Here is a 13,524-nt window from a genome sequence, read left to right on the forward strand (position 1 = left end):
TTTTTTCAGCGTGTCTATAGAAAACAATATGCATACAACATCAAACCCGGCGCCGCCGCAGCCGCCGCAGCCGTCACTGGCGGTGCTGCTAGCCAGCAGCTTCGCCTTCATCATTGTCCAGTTGGACGTCACCATCGTCAACGTTGCGCTGCCCACAATGGGCGCGGAACTGGGCGCCGAGGTCAGCACCCTGCAGTGGGTGATTGATGCTTACACGCTGGGCTTCGCCGCCTTTCTATTGTCGGCCGGCGTGATGGGCGACAAATTCGGCTCGAAGCGCGTGTTCCTGAGCGGCTTTGCGCTGTTTACGCTGGCCTCCATTGCCTGCGCGCTGGCGCCGTCGGCGATGGCGTTGAATGTGGCGCGGGCTGTGCAAGGGGTGGGCGCGGCGCTGCTCGTGCCCAGCTCGCTGGCCATCCTCAATTCCACCTATGCCCACGATAAAAATATGCTGGCCAAGGCGATCGGCTGGTGGACGGCGGCCGGCGGCATATCGATCGCCGCTGGCCCGGTGATCGGTGGCTTGCTGCTGTCGACGGCGGGCTGGCGCAGCATTTTCTGGGTCAATGTGCCGATCTGCGTGATTGGCTTCGCGCTGACATATTGCGTCGTGCCGCGCATGGTGAGCAAGGAACCGGCGCGCCACTTCGATCTGCCAGGCCAGCTGCTGTCGGTGCTCGCGCTGATCGGCTTTATTGGCGCGGTGATCGAGGTCCACACACTGGGTTTTTCCAGCCTGGTGGTGCAAGGCGGCCTTATGCTGGCCGTTATCGCCGGCGTCGTTTTCCTGATGGTCGAGAGCCGTTCGCGGGCGCCGATGCTGCCGTTGGCGCTGTTCCACAGCATGCCCTTTTCGGGCGCCGTGCTGTTTGGCGTGCTCGCCAATTTTACTTATTACGGCGTGATCTTCGTGCTCAGCTTCTATCTGCAAAAAGTGCGTGGCTATACGGTGATCGAGACTGGATTGACCTTCCTGCCGCTGACCGGGACGGCCTTCTTTTCCAACATTGTCGTCGGCCGCCTGTCGGCGCACACAGGACTGCGCGCGCTCATGGTGGGTGGTGCCCTGGTCGGTTGCTCAGGCTACGCGCTGCTGGGCATTTTCGGCATCTCGGATCATGCGGGCTTTCTCGACATGTTGCCGGGCCTGGCGCTGGTCCCGATCGGCATGGGCTTCGCGGTGCCGGCCATGACGACATCAATCTTGTCCAGCGTAGAACGGCACCAGGCGGGAACCGCGTCGGCCGTGCTGAACACGGCGCGCCAGGTCGGCGGCGCTACCGGTGTCGCCATTTTCGGTGCGATTGTCGCGGGCGGCAGCAACGCTGAAATCACGAGCAGCGTGCATTGCGTGATGGGCATCTCGGCTGCGCTGCTGCTTGTCGCCGCTGCGACCGCCTTCTGGAGCCGGGCCGGCATGGCTCCGCTGGAAAATGCTGTCTGAAGTCGGGGCTGCTCATAGCGCTGAATTTACCGGTATTTAAGCCTGGATGAGGGCAGCTCAGGCAACTGATTTTGAAAATAAACAAGGGGAATTGAATGACTATCGCACAACGCCTGTATGCATTGATTTTAACTGTCGTGCTGGGCCTGGCAAGCCTGGCCGGTCTGGGGATTTATCAGATGGCGCAGGTCTATAAAGGCGCCAATTATGCCAACGTCAATACCGTTCCCAGCTTGCACGCTCTCGACAAGGCGTCCGGCGCGGTTGGGCGGCTACGCCTGCTGATCTGGCAGTACATTGCACTGAAAGACCCCGCCATGAAAGTGGAGGCGGAGCATGCGATGAATAGCGTGCATGCCGAAGTCGTTGAAGCGCTTGACAAATATGACAAGGAAAACTTGTCCAATGATGACGACAAAGCCTTGTTGACAGCTGACCGTGACGCCCTGGCGAATTTATACTCGCTTCTAGGTAAAGTGAAGGCGCTCGCCAAGGAAGATAAGGTAGATGAGGCGCGCGACTTTGCGATTGCCAACAAGGCCATCACCAGCAAACTTGCGGAAGCGATTGATGCGCATCGCCGATACAATGCCGAGCTTGGCAAGACGGCTGCCGAAGAGGCTGCCGAAACGCTGAGCCACGCCAAGTGGCTTGCTGTCGGCATTGCCGCTGTGGTTATTGTAGTGGTTGCAGGCGCGGGCCTGATGTTGACCAGAAAACTTGTTGCGTCTCTTAAGGATGCAGTGAGAATCGCGCAGACGGTTGCTGCCGGTGATTTGACCTCCAGCATTGTGATCAGGTCCAAGGATGAGACCGGGCAATTATTGCTGGCCTTGAAGGAGATGAATGATAGTCTGGCCCGTATCGTTGGCCAGGTCCGGTCCGGCACCGATACCATCGCCGCGGCTTCAGACCAGATTGCCAGCGGCAACCTGGATTTATCGTCGCGCACCGAGCAGCAAGCGAGTTCCTTGCAAGAAACCGCATCCTCCATGGAGGAGCTGACCAGTACCGTGAAACAGAATACTGCCAATGCCCAGCAGGCCAACGAATTGGCAGCTTCTGCGTCCGATGTCGCCCTCAAGGGCGGTGCCGTAGTATCCCAGGTCATACATACGATGGGTTCTATCGACGAGTCCGCAAAAAAGATCGTCGATATTATTGCTGTCATTGATGGCATTGCGTTTCAAACCAACATCCTGGCCCTGAACGCCGCTGTGGAGGCCGCGCGAGCCGGCGAACAAGGGCGCGGATTTGCGGTGGTAGCAAGCGAGGTACGCAATCTGGCGCAACGTTCAGCCGCCGCGGCGAAAGAAATCAAGGAGCTCATTACCAATTCAGTCGAGCAAGTGGACGCGGGAAGCCAGTTGGTCAACCAGGCCGGCGCGACGATGGATGAGGTGGTGGCAAGCGTCAGGCGTGTCAGCAATGTCATCAGTGAGATCACGGCCGCTGGCCGCGAGCAGGCAGCCGGGATAGAGCAGATAAATCAAGCCATTACCCAGATGGATATGGTGACCCAACAGAATTCCGCGTTGGTGGAGGAGGCCGCCGCTGCCGCGTCATCGATGCAGGATCAGGCCGGCACCCTGGCTGATCTGGTCAGTACGTTCAAGATCAATGCAGCGCACCTTAGCACGGCGGCTCCGGTAAAGGCTGCGGCCATTCCTGTTCGCGGTGTCGTGTCGGTGCCGAGATTGAAAGCTCAGGCAAGGCCCTCGGGATTTAAACTGCATGCTATCAAACGGGCTGAACATACGCATGCCGCCAGCGATGATGGTTGGGAAACATTTTGATGGGTTTTAACCCCGTTCAAGCTCCTCGCCGGGAGCATACTGGTCCCGGTACTCATCTTAGCTAGCGCGACGATATTTGCCAGGTACGTCGTGTTTGACAGATTTTCTGTGGCCCATGCATTGTGAGCGCGTTTTGCCTGGCGCTACGAAACGGATTTCGGCCTGCGAATAAAAACGCTATCCCGGGAATTTTGGCGTCTTGCAATGGAACTCCTTGGTAGCACGGAGCGAAATCGAACCACGGACCCAAGGATTTTCAAGTATTGTATTGATGCGCCGGAGTGAGTGGGTTTGCAGTCAGCAAGCGCGCGGCGGGCCAGCACGAGAGGGGCAACGTTGGTGAACAGGGTATTCGGAGAATGATTTGACAGCAATGAAACGCAATCCCGGACCCACGCTCCGACTGATCCTGGGCGACCAGCTCAATCTGCAACATCGCTGGTTCCGCGAGACGGATGACGCGACGATCTATGTTTTGATGGAAGTGCGGCAAGAGACTGATTACGTCCTGCACCACGCCCAAAAAATCCTGGCAATTTTCGCGGCCATGCGCGATCTGGCCCGGCAGTTAGGCGAGTCCGGTCACAGGGTGCACTATGTAGCCATTGACGACGCATCCAATCAGCAGGCGATTTGCGCCAATATCGATGCGCTTGCCACTCATTACCAAGCTGCCGAATTCGAATACCAGGCCCCGGATGAATGGCGCCTGGATCAGCAGTTATATCACCACGGACGCCGCGCAGCGATCCCATGGCGGATGGTCGATAGCGATCATTTTTATACGACGCGCAATCACGCGGCCGATATCTTCACGGGTCGCAAACAATGGTTGATGGAGTACTTCTACCGCCAGATGCGGTTGGAGCATCAAGTGTTGATGGACGATTCGAAGAAGCCGCTCGGCGGTCAGTGGAACTACGATCACGACAATCGCAAGCCTTGGCGCGGAGCGCCCGCCGAGCCGCAAGACACGCGGACCCTGCATGATCACTCGGGTCTGTGGGCGACCATCGTCGATGCGGGCGTCAAGAGCTTTGGCAACCCCAATGCCGATCAGCTGGCATGGGCCCTTAACCGGGAAGAGGCGTTGCACCAGCTGGATATGTTTATCGCCAATGCCTTACCCCAGTTTGGCGATTTTCAAGATGCGATGAGTGTTAAAGCGTGGCGCTTGTTTCATTCGCTGCTGTCGTTTGCGTTGAACGTAAAAATGCTGAATCCCCGCGAAGTTGTTGCCAAAGCGGAGGCGGCATATCAGGAGGGCCGCGCGCCATTGGCCGCTGTGGAGGGCTTTGTGAGGCAGATACTGGGATGGCGTGAGTATGTGCGCGGTGTCTATTGGGCGAGCATGCCCGAGTACGCGCAGAAGAATTTTTTTGGTCACACGCGCGCTCTCCCGAGGTGGTTCTGGGATGGTAAAACCAAGATGAATTGTGTGTCCCACGCGATCACGCAATCGCTGGATCAGGCACACGCGCATCATATTCAACGCTTGATGGTGATCGGGAATTTCTCGCTCCTTGCAGGCCTGGACCCGGTGGAAGTGCATCACTGGTATTTGGGCATCTATATCGATGCGTTTGAATGGGTGGAATTGCCCAATACCATCGGCATGAGTCAATTCGCCGACGGGGGAGCATTAGCCACCAAACCATATGTCTCCAGCGCCGCCTACATCGACCGCATGAGCGACTATTGCAAAGGCTGCCACTACGATAAAAAAGCTCGGATTGGCGACCATGCGTGCCCGTTTAACGCGCTGTATTGGGATTTTTTTCATCGCAATGCGGCTACTTTAGCGAAGAATCCGCGCATCGGCATGGTGTATCGGCAGTTGGAGAAAATGGACAAGGCAGCGATCGCGGACTTCCAGGCGCAAGCGCAACGGATATTGGAAAATTTGGATTTAATTTAGCGAGGAAAGAGGGAGGGGCTCAAGAATCGAAAATGGGCCGGGTGCAAAAGCTCCCTGTTTCAGAAACAAAAACGCCAACCCATTAGAGTTGGCGTATCGCCAAAACATGTTCTTGGCGGCCCGGGGCGGAATCGAACCACCGACACAAGGATTTTCAATCCCTAGCCTTCGACTGGCTGGCGATGCCTAATCCGTCACGCCAGCGTTCTGCTTAAGATCCACAAAATGTTACCGATACAATCCATCACCAAATCGGCAGGTGGATTACGTCGGGAATTTGCCTGCCAATACCTACATTCGCCAACAAGCATTGTGGTCACAGCGGCGACGAAATCTGTACTAAGCACCGGTCACGGACCGGCCATTTCCTGCCTGTCCGGTAGCGTGGGGCGAGGTATCATTCCGGTGCGACGATTTTGCCGTCACCCCATCCCTTCTTGAGATTCATACGAAGAGACTGGCAAAGGAGAATCCGCATTTCAGGCCTCACTATCGGAGTGCGGATTGGCGGTGCCAATCCAAGAAGGGACGCATATCGGTATCTTTGCAAAATCAAGCTTTCAGGGATGCGCCAGCGGCCGAGTCATTGTTCGGATGCAGCGGCGCTCGCGTTGTGAGCATCGACTGCCTGCGGATCGCGGCCCTGACGTATTTCCTCTTTCAGTCGTTCCACCTCCCGCTCCAAGCGTTCGATGCGATCGAGCGTATAGTCGAAGCTGGTGGACTCCATCGATTGTAGGAAAGCCCAGGCGGCCGCGAGGGCGCGGCGAAGCTTGCCCTGCCCTGGTACCGAGTGGTTCGCTGTGTGTGTCATCAGAGACTCCTCCTAAGGTGGTCGCGAGGTTCGGGCTAGACAGCCGTCAGACCGCCATCGACCGGCAGGTCAATGCCGGCGACGTAGCTGCTCAGATCCGAGGCAAGGAACAAAGCAGCGCAGGCGATCTCATCGGGGTACGCCAAACGTGCCAAAGGCGTCATCGCAGTGATTTGCTTTCTCGCTTCGGCCGCTCCTTCTTTGGATGGGAACTGGTCGTCGAACATTGGTGTGTCGACCGCGCCAGGACTCAACACGTTGGTCCTGATCCTCCGTTCTTTGAGTTCGTTAGTCCACGTCCGGGCAAATGACCGGAGCGCTGCCTTGGTGGCGCTGTAGGTGCTGCGGCCTGGAAGGCCTTTGTTCTTCCCGGCGGACGCCACGAGGATAATGGAAGCACCATCGTTCAAGTAAGGCAGCGCCTTTTGAACGGTGAAATAAGTGCCGCGAGCGTTGGTGTTGAAGGTCTTGTCGAAATGTTCAGGCGTGGCTGCGGCTGTCATCGTCTTTTCGACGAAAGCCGCTCCCGCAAAAATCACATCGATCTTGCCTTTTTTCGCCACGGTCTCGTAAAGATGGTCGAGGTCATCGAGCTTGGCGATGTCTATCTTTACGCTAGTGACGTTCGAGCCGATCTCCGCGACAGCTTTGTCGAGCTCGGCCTGCCGGCGGCCGGCGATAAAAACGTAGGCACCCTCTTCAACGAACCTCATTGCGGTCGCGAGGCCGATGCCGCTGCTACCCCCGGTGACGACGGCAATCTTGTTTTTCAATAAAGACATTATTGTCCCCCTGTATGGTGAAACGTGCGGCCTGCACCGCGTTCAGATTTGCGACCAACCGCCATCGACCGGAAGCTCTGCGCCGGTCGTGAAGGTCGCATCGAACGCGAGAAAGAGGACGGCCTTGGCGATTTCCTCCGACGTCCCGAAGCGCTTCATGGGGACCATCCCGCTCGCATGTACCCTCATCTTGGCGGCCGCATCTTTGTCGGGGATCGCCTTGTCGAGGATGCCCGTGTCGATAGGGCCGGGCGTCACCGCGTTCACGCGAATTTCCCGAGGAAGAAGCTCAGCGGCAAGCACCCGGGCGAATGATCGCAGCGCAGCCTTTGCGGCTCCGTATGTGGCTTGGCCGGGCATTCCCTTGACGTTGGCGATCGAGGTCGTGAGGACGACGGAGCCTCCCCGACTGATCATCGGTGCGAGCTTCTGGACCGCGAAAAACGGTCCTTTGGCGTTCAGGTTGAACATCTCGTCGTAGATGGCCTCGGTCACGCTCTCGAGAGGCGTTGGAATACTGAACCCGGCGTTGACGAAGAGCAGGTCGAAGATGTCGAACTCGGCCTTCACCCGATAGGCGAGTGCGTCGATTTCCGTCAATGAACGCGCGTCGCTCGAAACAACGATGGCGCCCGTGCCAAGCTCTTTCTGTGCCGATTCCAGGCCGGCTTTTGAGCGACCCGTCACCAGAACACTCGCCCCCTCATCGAGAAGCATCTTCGCGGTCGCGAGCCCCATGCCGCTCGTGCCGCCGATAATCACCACCTTTTTATCTTGGTACCGGTCCATATGTATTCTCCTTGAGAGGTTAGGGTTGCATTAATTATTTTTAACTATTTAGTACTAAAATAGGCGTGGTAGACCGCGACTAGAGTTTTTTTTAAAAACTATTTATTTCGGAATACCGTAAGACCCGTGGACGTCATGTAACTCCGCAATCGCCTGCTGATCCTGGTGACCGCGTCCATTTCGCCGCGACCGCCCCTTCTTCAGGACGCCGAGCTTAAGAGTGCCGGTTGGACAAGTCGACGCCGGAGACCTTGACGACGGCCTGCCACGCGGCTTCTTGGCTGGCGCGATCGTGGAGGTGTGGGTGGCGCTGCGCCTCAATTGGGCCGGAGAACTTCCCTTGAGCCGAGGCGAAGAATTGCCCTGAGATGTCGGTTCCGAACTCCGACGCCTGGAGGTACCGACGGGCTGCGGTCTTCGGCGTCTGATTCATGCCGGGAATGAGGTTCGCGATTGGGATAAACAGATACTTCACGGCCAGGCTAGCTTGTCGCGAAACATTGGTAGCGGTCGCGGCACCGGGCGACACGGCGTACACGCCCATGCCGGAGGGGAGCCGGCGAGCCAGTGCCGCGACCCACCAAGCGACAATGAGTTTCGCGTCGGCATATGCATTGTTGGGCACGTACTTCACGTTCGGCCCGTTGCGGATCAGGGCTTCCACAGCGGCGGTTTGGTCACCCCGGTAGTACTTGGCCGCGAAGGCCGGCACGTCGGTGTAGCTGAACATGGGTACGCCCCCTCGGGCAGGTTCCGCACTGGCGATAACGATCCGCGCCTCATGGCTTAGCAAGTTGGCGCGGAGTAACCCGACAGTCAGTTGATGATGGCCGATCAGCGGGGCTTGAGAAGCCTCGACGCCCGCCGCAGTGATCACGCGCGCCTTGCCAGGGATCATCCCGGCATTGAGAAGTAGGAAGTCGATCGGCCGACCTCGCTTGACAAGCTCTTCGAGGGCGGCCTGAACGCTGGCCGGCGATTCCAGATCCAGCCCCAGCGGCGTGAAGACCTGGGTCTTGGTTTCAGTCGCGAGCTGAGCGGTCGTTTCCTGGGCCCGAGCCAGGCTACGGCCGGTGACGATTACCTGGTGGCAGCCCTCTGCGGCGAGAATGCTGGCTGCCGCATAACCGAGCCCGGAGGTGGCGCCGGTGACGAGAGCGGTCGAATATTTCATGGGCGAATCCGTAGTGAAGAATAAGGTTGAAGGAGTCCCTGCAAGGTAAGGGCGGCCTTGTTATTTTTTAACTGTTCAGTTATATTATAGTGGCGTAAACGTAGAGTCAAGGATTTTAGAACTGAAATGTCTCAAAATGCCATTAGGCCGCGGGGACGTCCGCGAAGCTTCGACGAGAGGGACGCGCTGGAAAAGGCAACCCAGGTGTTCCGGTCGAAGGGTTACGACGGCGTGACGATCGACGATCTCGTCGCAGGCATGGGTGTGAAACGGCCAACCCTATATTCCGTCTTCGGGGATAAGCGGACGATATTCCTGCGCGCCCTTAGGGCGTATGCTGAAGCGAAGGGCGCTCGCGCTGCGCAGGCGCTCTTCTCGCCGCCGAGTCTTCGCGACTCGCTCGTCGGCTTCCTGAAGCACGCCGTAGAAAGTGCGACCGCGGAAGGATCGGCCCCTGGGTGTCTTCTGTTGTGCGTTGCGCCGCTCGTCGACGATGCTGAGGTCCGGCAGTTCCTGCAGGACGCCGTGGCTGCCGGCCTGGCACTCGTGGAGCGCCGTTTCTGCGATGGGATCAGCACAGGAGAAATCCAGTCTGACTTTCCCGTCGCCGCGCGCGCGAGTCAGGTTCTCGACCTTTCCCGTGGTCTGACCATGCGTGCGCAGATGGGCGCGCCGCGGAAGACGCTCCTCAATGACGCCGCAGAAGCGGCGGAATTGGTCCTTCTGCCGCGACTTGGAAATGCGAAGCGAGAAGTTTGATGCTGGATGGAGGAGGCGTCGATCCGTTCCCGCATCTGGAACGTTGGCTCGATACCGTGGGACAGTTGCCGGAGACACTCAAGGCCCATGCGATGGCGAAATCCTACAACAAGAACGCGGTGCAACCGTCGTCGCTGCGCGCAAAAGCGCTTACGGTTTTTGGCGCTTCAAGGGCAGCGCCTGAAGCCCCTCCAACGTCTGTTGAAATCATCTCTCCTCAAATAATTAGCGCACACTGTTGTACGTTAAAATAATTTCGATACTACGAACCGGTTTTGGCTTTCGCTCCAGAGTCGTGTGTATTTATTGACTCATTGTATTTGTCTGATATTTCCTTACTCAGAATTACCCAGCGTTGAAGACGCTTTAAGGCCGCGGTGTTGATTGCAGCGGTTTCCGTTTCTTTAAGGAGAGCTTTTACAAATACAGTGGGGTCACCTATGTCCAATACTTGACCTTTGATTTTCGACTTTATGAGGTCGAATAGCTTTATTTCTTTGGGCGGGGTCCATGCAGGGCGGCGGTGCTGAAGGGAATATGTATCTATCCAAGATTACCGGGTTGCCCTTCTCCAAACTCGCTTAAGGTTTGCTGAAAATGGTATTACAGAATTTTGATCGAGAACCTGGACAGCCCATTTCCTTAGTTCTTTATCTTGCAGGCTTGGATTTTCCTTCAAAATATTAGTCGCGATCTGAACATAATCCTTTTTTAACCCGTGGGAAGCCAACTGTTGTTGGACAAGGAAGCCGAACACCGCAAGTATTAACGGTATCGCGATAGAGGCTGCAATTGCTGCTATTGATTGAGCTTTGGCTAGGCGGTCATACGCCTTCGTGGAGGGGCGGTTTATATTCTTATTGCGCAATTTCTTATTTTGCAATTTCATCTGAAACCCCTATGAACTTCACAGCATATTGGAATCAAAACGGGAATAATTGTAGAACGTAATCCAAAATTGTAGAACCGAGGGCGCAAAGAAAAAGGGCTTACATCACTGTAAGCCCTTGATTCATTTTATTATTCTTGGTGGCCCGGGGCGGAATCGAACCACCGACACAAGGATTTTCAATCCTCTGCTCTACCGACTGAGCTACCAGGCCAAGACGAAGAAGTATAGCGATCCGAGGTGCGTTATGCAAGTTTTTTCTTAAGAAATTTCACGTGCATGCCATATTGCTTGATGAAAGACCAATTTTTGTCGGATTTCAGTCCTGTCTCGCGCGTAGCGCATGGCCTCCGGGCTGCTGTCGGCGGTGGGCACTGCCGTATAATGATGGCATGACTTTGCCTGCATTTGCCCTTGTATCTATCCTTTCGTTCACGCCCTTCCTTTCGAGCCCTTATGCCCAAGAACACTAATCACAGCGACGTTTGCATTGTAGGTAACGGTGCGGTCGGCAAGGCGGCGGCGCTGGGATTTTCCCAGGCGGGTTTGCGTGTCAGCCTGCTGAGCCCGCCGGGTGCCACGCCTGCGGTGCGGTCCGAGGATTGGGACGTGCGTGTGTATGCGCTGAACCATGTGGCGCAGCGTCTGCTGTCCGGCCTCAAGGTGTGGGGGGCACTGGATGCGGAGCGGGTGGCGCCGGTGGAGGCGATGCAGGTATATGGCGATGCGTCGTCGGCCGCCGGCAAGTTGAATTTTGATGCCTATGGCGCCCATACGGACAGCCTGGCCTGGATCGTGGAAGACCGCAACCTGAACCAGGCGCTGGATAGCGCATTGAAGTTTGCGCAGAATGTAAGCATTGTGGCTGGCCGCGCGACTGAGTTGAGGGTGGATGCGGACGAAGCTAGAGTGCAGCTGGAAAATGGCGACAGTCTCAGTGCAGCGCTGGTGGTGGGTGCGGACGGGGCGCAGTCCTGGGTGCGTGGGCAATGCGAAATCGGCCTGGATTACCGGCCATACGGGCAGCAGGGTGTGGTCAGCAACTTTGCCTGCGAGAAGCCGCACAACGGTGTTGCGTATCAGTGGTTTGACGAAGCGCATGGGATTATTGCGCTGTTGCCTTTGCCGGGGCAGCGCGTATCGCTGGTGTGGTCGGCGCCGGATGCGCTGGCGCAGGAGCTGCTGCGTGAGCCGACGGCAGCGCTGGCGGCGCGGCTGGCCGCGTATTGCGCACAGCAGCTAGGCGAGCTGACGCCTTTGCAGCCGGAACTGGTCAGGGCGTTTCCGCTGAACCTGATGCGTCCGCATGCGATGACGGCGCCACGCGTGGCCTTGATAGGAGATGCCGCGCATGTGGTGCACCCTTTGGCCGGCCATGGCATGAACCTCGGCTTTGCCGATGTGCGCACGCTGCTGGATACCATCGCGCAGCGCGAAGAGCACCGGGATTGCGGCGACGGGCGTGTGCTGAACCGTTATGCGCGTGCGCGCAAGGAGGAAGTGCTGCTGATGCAGCTGACCACAGATGGCCTGGCGCGCTTGTTCGGCACCGACCTGGAACCGGTGCGGCTGGCGCGCAAAATAGGATTGAACTTGCTGGACCATTTGCCGGTCTTAAAGCGCAAGCTGATCGGTCATGCGATGGGGAAGTAAGTTGGCAAGGTAGTGAATCAGCAGATGGATCGGCAAATGGCGCCCGCATGAAGCGGTCCGGTATTTCTGATATCGTTGCAGCATAGGCAGGGCGTTGCACCTGCATCAAGAATGTCCGGCATGGAAGCCGGCAGAATTTTTATTGGAATGACATGATGAACGTAAAGAATATCCTGGCTGCGCTGATGATGCTGGTATCGGCCTCCGTGTTTGCTGAAACCGCGCAAGAGACGGCCGTCAAAAAACTGGTGGAGCCGCGCCTGGGCGAGGGCGTGGTGGTGGATTCCGTGACGAAGACGCCGTATGCGGGTTTGTTTGAAGTACGCATAGGCAGCGAAATTTTGTACACAGATGAAAAGGCAAAATTCCTGTTTGTCGGCAGCGTCATCGATTCTCAAACTTCCGTCGACTATACCAAGAACAGGATAGCGGACCTGAACAAGATCAAGTTCTCCGACCTGCCGCTGGATGCTGCGGTGAAGATGGTGAAGGGAAACGGCAAGCGCGTGGTGGCGATCTTTGAAGATCCAAACTGCGGTTTCTGCAAAAAATTCCGCCATACCCTGCAAGGCGTGGACAACATCACGGTATACACCTTCATGTATAACATCCTTGCGGAAGATTCGGCCACCAAGTCCAAGAATGTCTGGTGCTCGGCCGACAAGAGCAAGGCCTGGGACGACTGGATGCTGAACGGCAAAGCCGCGCCTGTGGCTGCGGCAAGCTGCAATACACCGAATGACAAGGTCTATGAACTGGGCCGCAAGCTGAATGTGTCCGGCACGCCGACCATTTTCTTTGCCGACGGCACCCGTATGCCGGGCGCGGTCGATGCCAAGACCTTTGAGGCCAAACTCGCTTCGCTCAAGTAACACCATCGCAGATGCCAGGCTATAGGGAGATGTCGCCATGACGGCATCCGGCCATTGGCTGGGAATCCTGCTTGCTGCCGGCAAGGGCTCCCGCTTTGACGCCAGCGGCGTGCAAAATAAACTGATGCAGGTTTTGCCTTCCGGCGAAGCCGTGGCGGTTGCCAGTGCGCGCAATCTCCTGGCTGTCTTACCTGATGTGCTGGCCGTGACCCGGCCCGCTACCCCTGCGTTGGAGCATGCATTGCAGGCTGCCGGCTGCCGCGTGCAGACCTGTGCCGATGCGGGGCAGGGCATGGCGGCTTCCCTTGTTCATGGCTTGCAGCAGGGTGGCGATTGCGCCGGCTGGATTATTGCGCTGGGCGATATGCCTTATGTGCAGCAATCTACTTTGCAGGCAATGCTGCAGGCGCTGCGCGCCGGCGCCGGTATTGTTTTACCGGTGCATGAGGGAAAGCGCGGCAATCCTGTGGGTTTTTCAAGCAGTTATTTGCCGCAGTTGCTGGCGCTGAGCGGCGACCAGGGCGCACGCAGCCTGCTGAAACATTATCCGGTGACCGAGGTGGATGTGGACGATGCTGGCATACACCGCGATATCGACCTGCCTTCCGATCTGGAGTAGGTTTTATTCATTCTC

13 protein-coding genes and 2 tRNA genes are annotated in these 13,524 nt (G+C 57.2%); 8 read left to right on the forward strand and 7 right to left on the reverse strand.

Annotated features, from left to right (window positions below; translation table 11 throughout):
* Positions 1–28 precede the first annotated feature (28 nt).
* From ACO0LO_RS27025 to ACO0LO_RS27035, 3 genes are all read left to right on the forward strand, one after another.
* Positions 29–1,444: an MFS transporter gene (locus tag ACO0LO_RS27025; protein WP_422969306.1), complete on the forward strand. Its 1,416-nt coding sequence runs from the start codon at positions 29–31 to the stop codon at positions 1,442–1,444.
* Positions 1,445–1,539: 95 nt separating this feature from the next.
* Complete coding sequence (locus ACO0LO_RS27030) at positions 1,540–3,240, forward strand: methyl-accepting chemotaxis protein (protein WP_422969308.1); 1,701 nt, start codon at positions 1,540–1,542, stop codon at positions 3,238–3,240.
* 373 nt (positions 3,241–3,613) lie between these two features.
* Entirely contained in the window at positions 3,614–5,158 is a 1,545-nt protein-coding gene (locus ACO0LO_RS27035) for a cryptochrome/photolyase family protein (protein WP_422969310.1), read from the forward strand.
* A 113-nt stretch (positions 5,159–5,271) separates the two neighbouring features.
* On the opposite strand, the gene ACO0LO_RS27040 is transcribed toward ACO0LO_RS27035, so the two are convergent.
* From ACO0LO_RS27040 to ACO0LO_RS27060, 5 genes are all read right to left on the reverse strand, one after another.
* Positions 5,272–5,345: transfer RNA gene (locus tag ACO0LO_RS27040), tRNA-Phe, on the reverse strand.
* 396 nt (positions 5,346–5,741) lie between these two features.
* Positions 5,742–5,972 carry a hypothetical protein gene (locus ACO0LO_RS27045; protein ID WP_422969312.1) on the reverse strand — a complete coding sequence of 77 codons (231 nt, stop codon included), beginning with the start codon at positions 5,970–5,972 and terminating at the stop codon, positions 5,742–5,744.
* Between the two features lie 35 nt (positions 5,973–6,007).
* Positions 6,008–6,754 carry an SDR family NAD(P)-dependent oxidoreductase gene (locus ACO0LO_RS27050; protein WP_422969314.1) on the reverse strand — a complete coding sequence of 249 codons (747 nt, stop codon included), beginning with the start codon at positions 6,752–6,754 and terminating at the stop codon, positions 6,008–6,010.
* Positions 6,755–6,796: 42 nt separating this feature from the next.
* Positions 6,797–7,543: an SDR family oxidoreductase gene (locus ACO0LO_RS27055; RefSeq protein WP_422969316.1), complete on the reverse strand. Its 747-nt coding sequence runs from the start codon at positions 7,541–7,543 to the stop codon at positions 6,797–6,799.
* Positions 7,544–7,757: 214 nt separating this feature from the next.
* Positions 7,758–8,717 (reverse strand): SDR family NAD(P)-dependent oxidoreductase, encoded by a 960-nt coding sequence (locus tag ACO0LO_RS27060; RefSeq protein ID WP_422969318.1) that lies wholly within the window; start codon positions 8,715–8,717, stop codon positions 7,758–7,760.
* Between the two features lie 126 nt (positions 8,718–8,843).
* Between ACO0LO_RS27060 and ACO0LO_RS27065 the strand changes: the two genes are divergently transcribed.
* Together ACO0LO_RS27065 and ACO0LO_RS27070 are read left to right on the forward strand one after the other, a co-directional pair.
* Positions 8,844–9,476 carry a TetR/AcrR family transcriptional regulator gene (locus ACO0LO_RS27065; RefSeq protein ID WP_422969320.1) on the forward strand — a complete coding sequence of 211 codons (633 nt, stop codon included), beginning with the start codon at positions 8,844–8,846 and terminating at the stop codon, positions 9,474–9,476.
* Positions 9,473–9,730, forward strand: coding sequence for a hypothetical protein (locus tag ACO0LO_RS27070; protein WP_422969322.1), 258 nt, complete (start codon positions 9,473–9,475; stop codon positions 9,728–9,730). Before ACO0LO_RS27065 ends, ACO0LO_RS27070 begins: the two co-directional genes overlap by 4 nt.
* 299 nt (positions 9,731–10,029) lie before the next feature.
* Here ACO0LO_RS27070 and ACO0LO_RS27075 read toward each other — a convergent pair whose 3' ends face one another.
* Together ACO0LO_RS27075 and ACO0LO_RS27080 are read right to left on the reverse strand one after the other, a co-directional pair.
* A complete protein-coding gene (locus tag ACO0LO_RS27075) occupies positions 10,030–10,365 on the reverse strand; it encodes a hypothetical protein (protein ID WP_422969324.1) in 336 nt (111 codons plus the stop codon).
* 138 nt (positions 10,366–10,503) lie between these two features.
* Positions 10,504–10,579: transfer RNA gene (locus ACO0LO_RS27080), tRNA-Phe, on the reverse strand.
* Positions 10,580–10,821: 242 nt separating this feature from the next.
* Between ACO0LO_RS27080 and ACO0LO_RS27085 the strand changes: the two genes are divergently transcribed.
* From ACO0LO_RS27085 to ACO0LO_RS27095, 3 genes are all read left to right on the forward strand, one after another.
* Positions 10,822–12,018 (forward strand): UbiH/UbiF family hydroxylase, encoded by a 1,197-nt coding sequence (locus ACO0LO_RS27085; RefSeq protein ID WP_422969325.1) that lies wholly within the window; start codon positions 10,822–10,824, stop codon positions 12,016–12,018.
* 152 nt (positions 12,019–12,170) lie between these two features.
* A complete protein-coding gene (locus ACO0LO_RS27090; protein WP_422969327.1) occupies positions 12,171–12,890 on the forward strand; it encodes a DsbC family protein in 720 nt (239 codons plus the stop codon).
* Positions 12,891–12,927: 37 nt separating this feature from the next.
* The gene (locus ACO0LO_RS27095) at positions 12,928–13,509 is read left to right on the forward strand and encodes a nucleotidyltransferase family protein (protein ID WP_422969329.1); all 582 of its coding nucleotides are present in this window, start codon (positions 12,928–12,930) and stop codon (positions 13,507–13,509) included.
* Positions 13,510–13,524 lie beyond the last annotated feature (15 nt).

The sequence above is a fragment of the Undibacterium sp. TJN25 genome, from assembly GCF_049339885.1.
Classification (GTDB): Bacteria; Pseudomonadota; Gammaproteobacteria; order Burkholderiales; family Burkholderiaceae_D; genus Undibacterium.

What these genes read in the sequence shown, in the direction of transcription:
- ACO0LO_RS27095 (WP_422969329.1), top strand. Translation starts at nt 12,928, where the DNA reads ATGACGGCATCCGGCCATTGGCTGGGAATCCTGCTTGCTGCCGGCAAG.
- ACO0LO_RS27025 (WP_422969306.1), top strand. Translation starts at nt 29, where the DNA reads ATGCATACAACATCAAACCCGGCGCCGCCGCAGCCGCCGCAGCCGTCA.
- ACO0LO_RS27055 (WP_422969316.1), bottom strand. Translation starts at nt 7,543, where the DNA reads ATGGACCGGTACCAAGATAAAAAGGTGGTGATTATCGGCGGCACGAGC.
- ACO0LO_RS27065 (WP_422969320.1), top strand. Translation starts at nt 8,844, where the DNA reads ATGTCTCAAAATGCCATTAGGCCGCGGGGACGTCCGCGAAGCTTCGAC.
- ACO0LO_RS27060 (WP_422969318.1), bottom strand. Translation starts at nt 8,717, where the DNA reads ATGAAATATTCGACCGCTCTCGTCACCGGCGCCACCTCCGGGCTCGGT.
- ACO0LO_RS27035 (WP_422969310.1), top strand. Translation starts at nt 3,614, where the DNA reads ATGAAACGCAATCCCGGACCCACGCTCCGACTGATCCTGGGCGACCAG.
- ACO0LO_RS27085 (WP_422969325.1), top strand. Translation starts at nt 10,822, where the DNA reads ATGCCCAAGAACACTAATCACAGCGACGTTTGCATTGTAGGTAACGGT.
- ACO0LO_RS27030 (WP_422969308.1), top strand. Translation starts at nt 1,540, where the DNA reads ATGACTATCGCACAACGCCTGTATGCATTGATTTTAACTGTCGTGCTG.
- ACO0LO_RS27075 (WP_422969324.1), bottom strand. Translation starts at nt 10,365, where the DNA reads ATGAAATTGCAAAATAAGAAATTGCGCAATAAGAATATAAACCGCCCC.
- ACO0LO_RS27050 (WP_422969314.1), bottom strand. Translation starts at nt 6,754, where the DNA reads ATGTCTTTATTGAAAAACAAGATTGCCGTCGTCACCGGGGGTAGCAGC.
- ACO0LO_RS27045 (WP_422969312.1), bottom strand. Translation starts at nt 5,972, where the DNA reads ATGACACACACAGCGAACCACTCGGTACCAGGGCAGGGCAAGCTTCGC.
- ACO0LO_RS27090 (WP_422969327.1), top strand. Translation starts at nt 12,171, where the DNA reads ATGATGAACGTAAAGAATATCCTGGCTGCGCTGATGATGCTGGTATCG.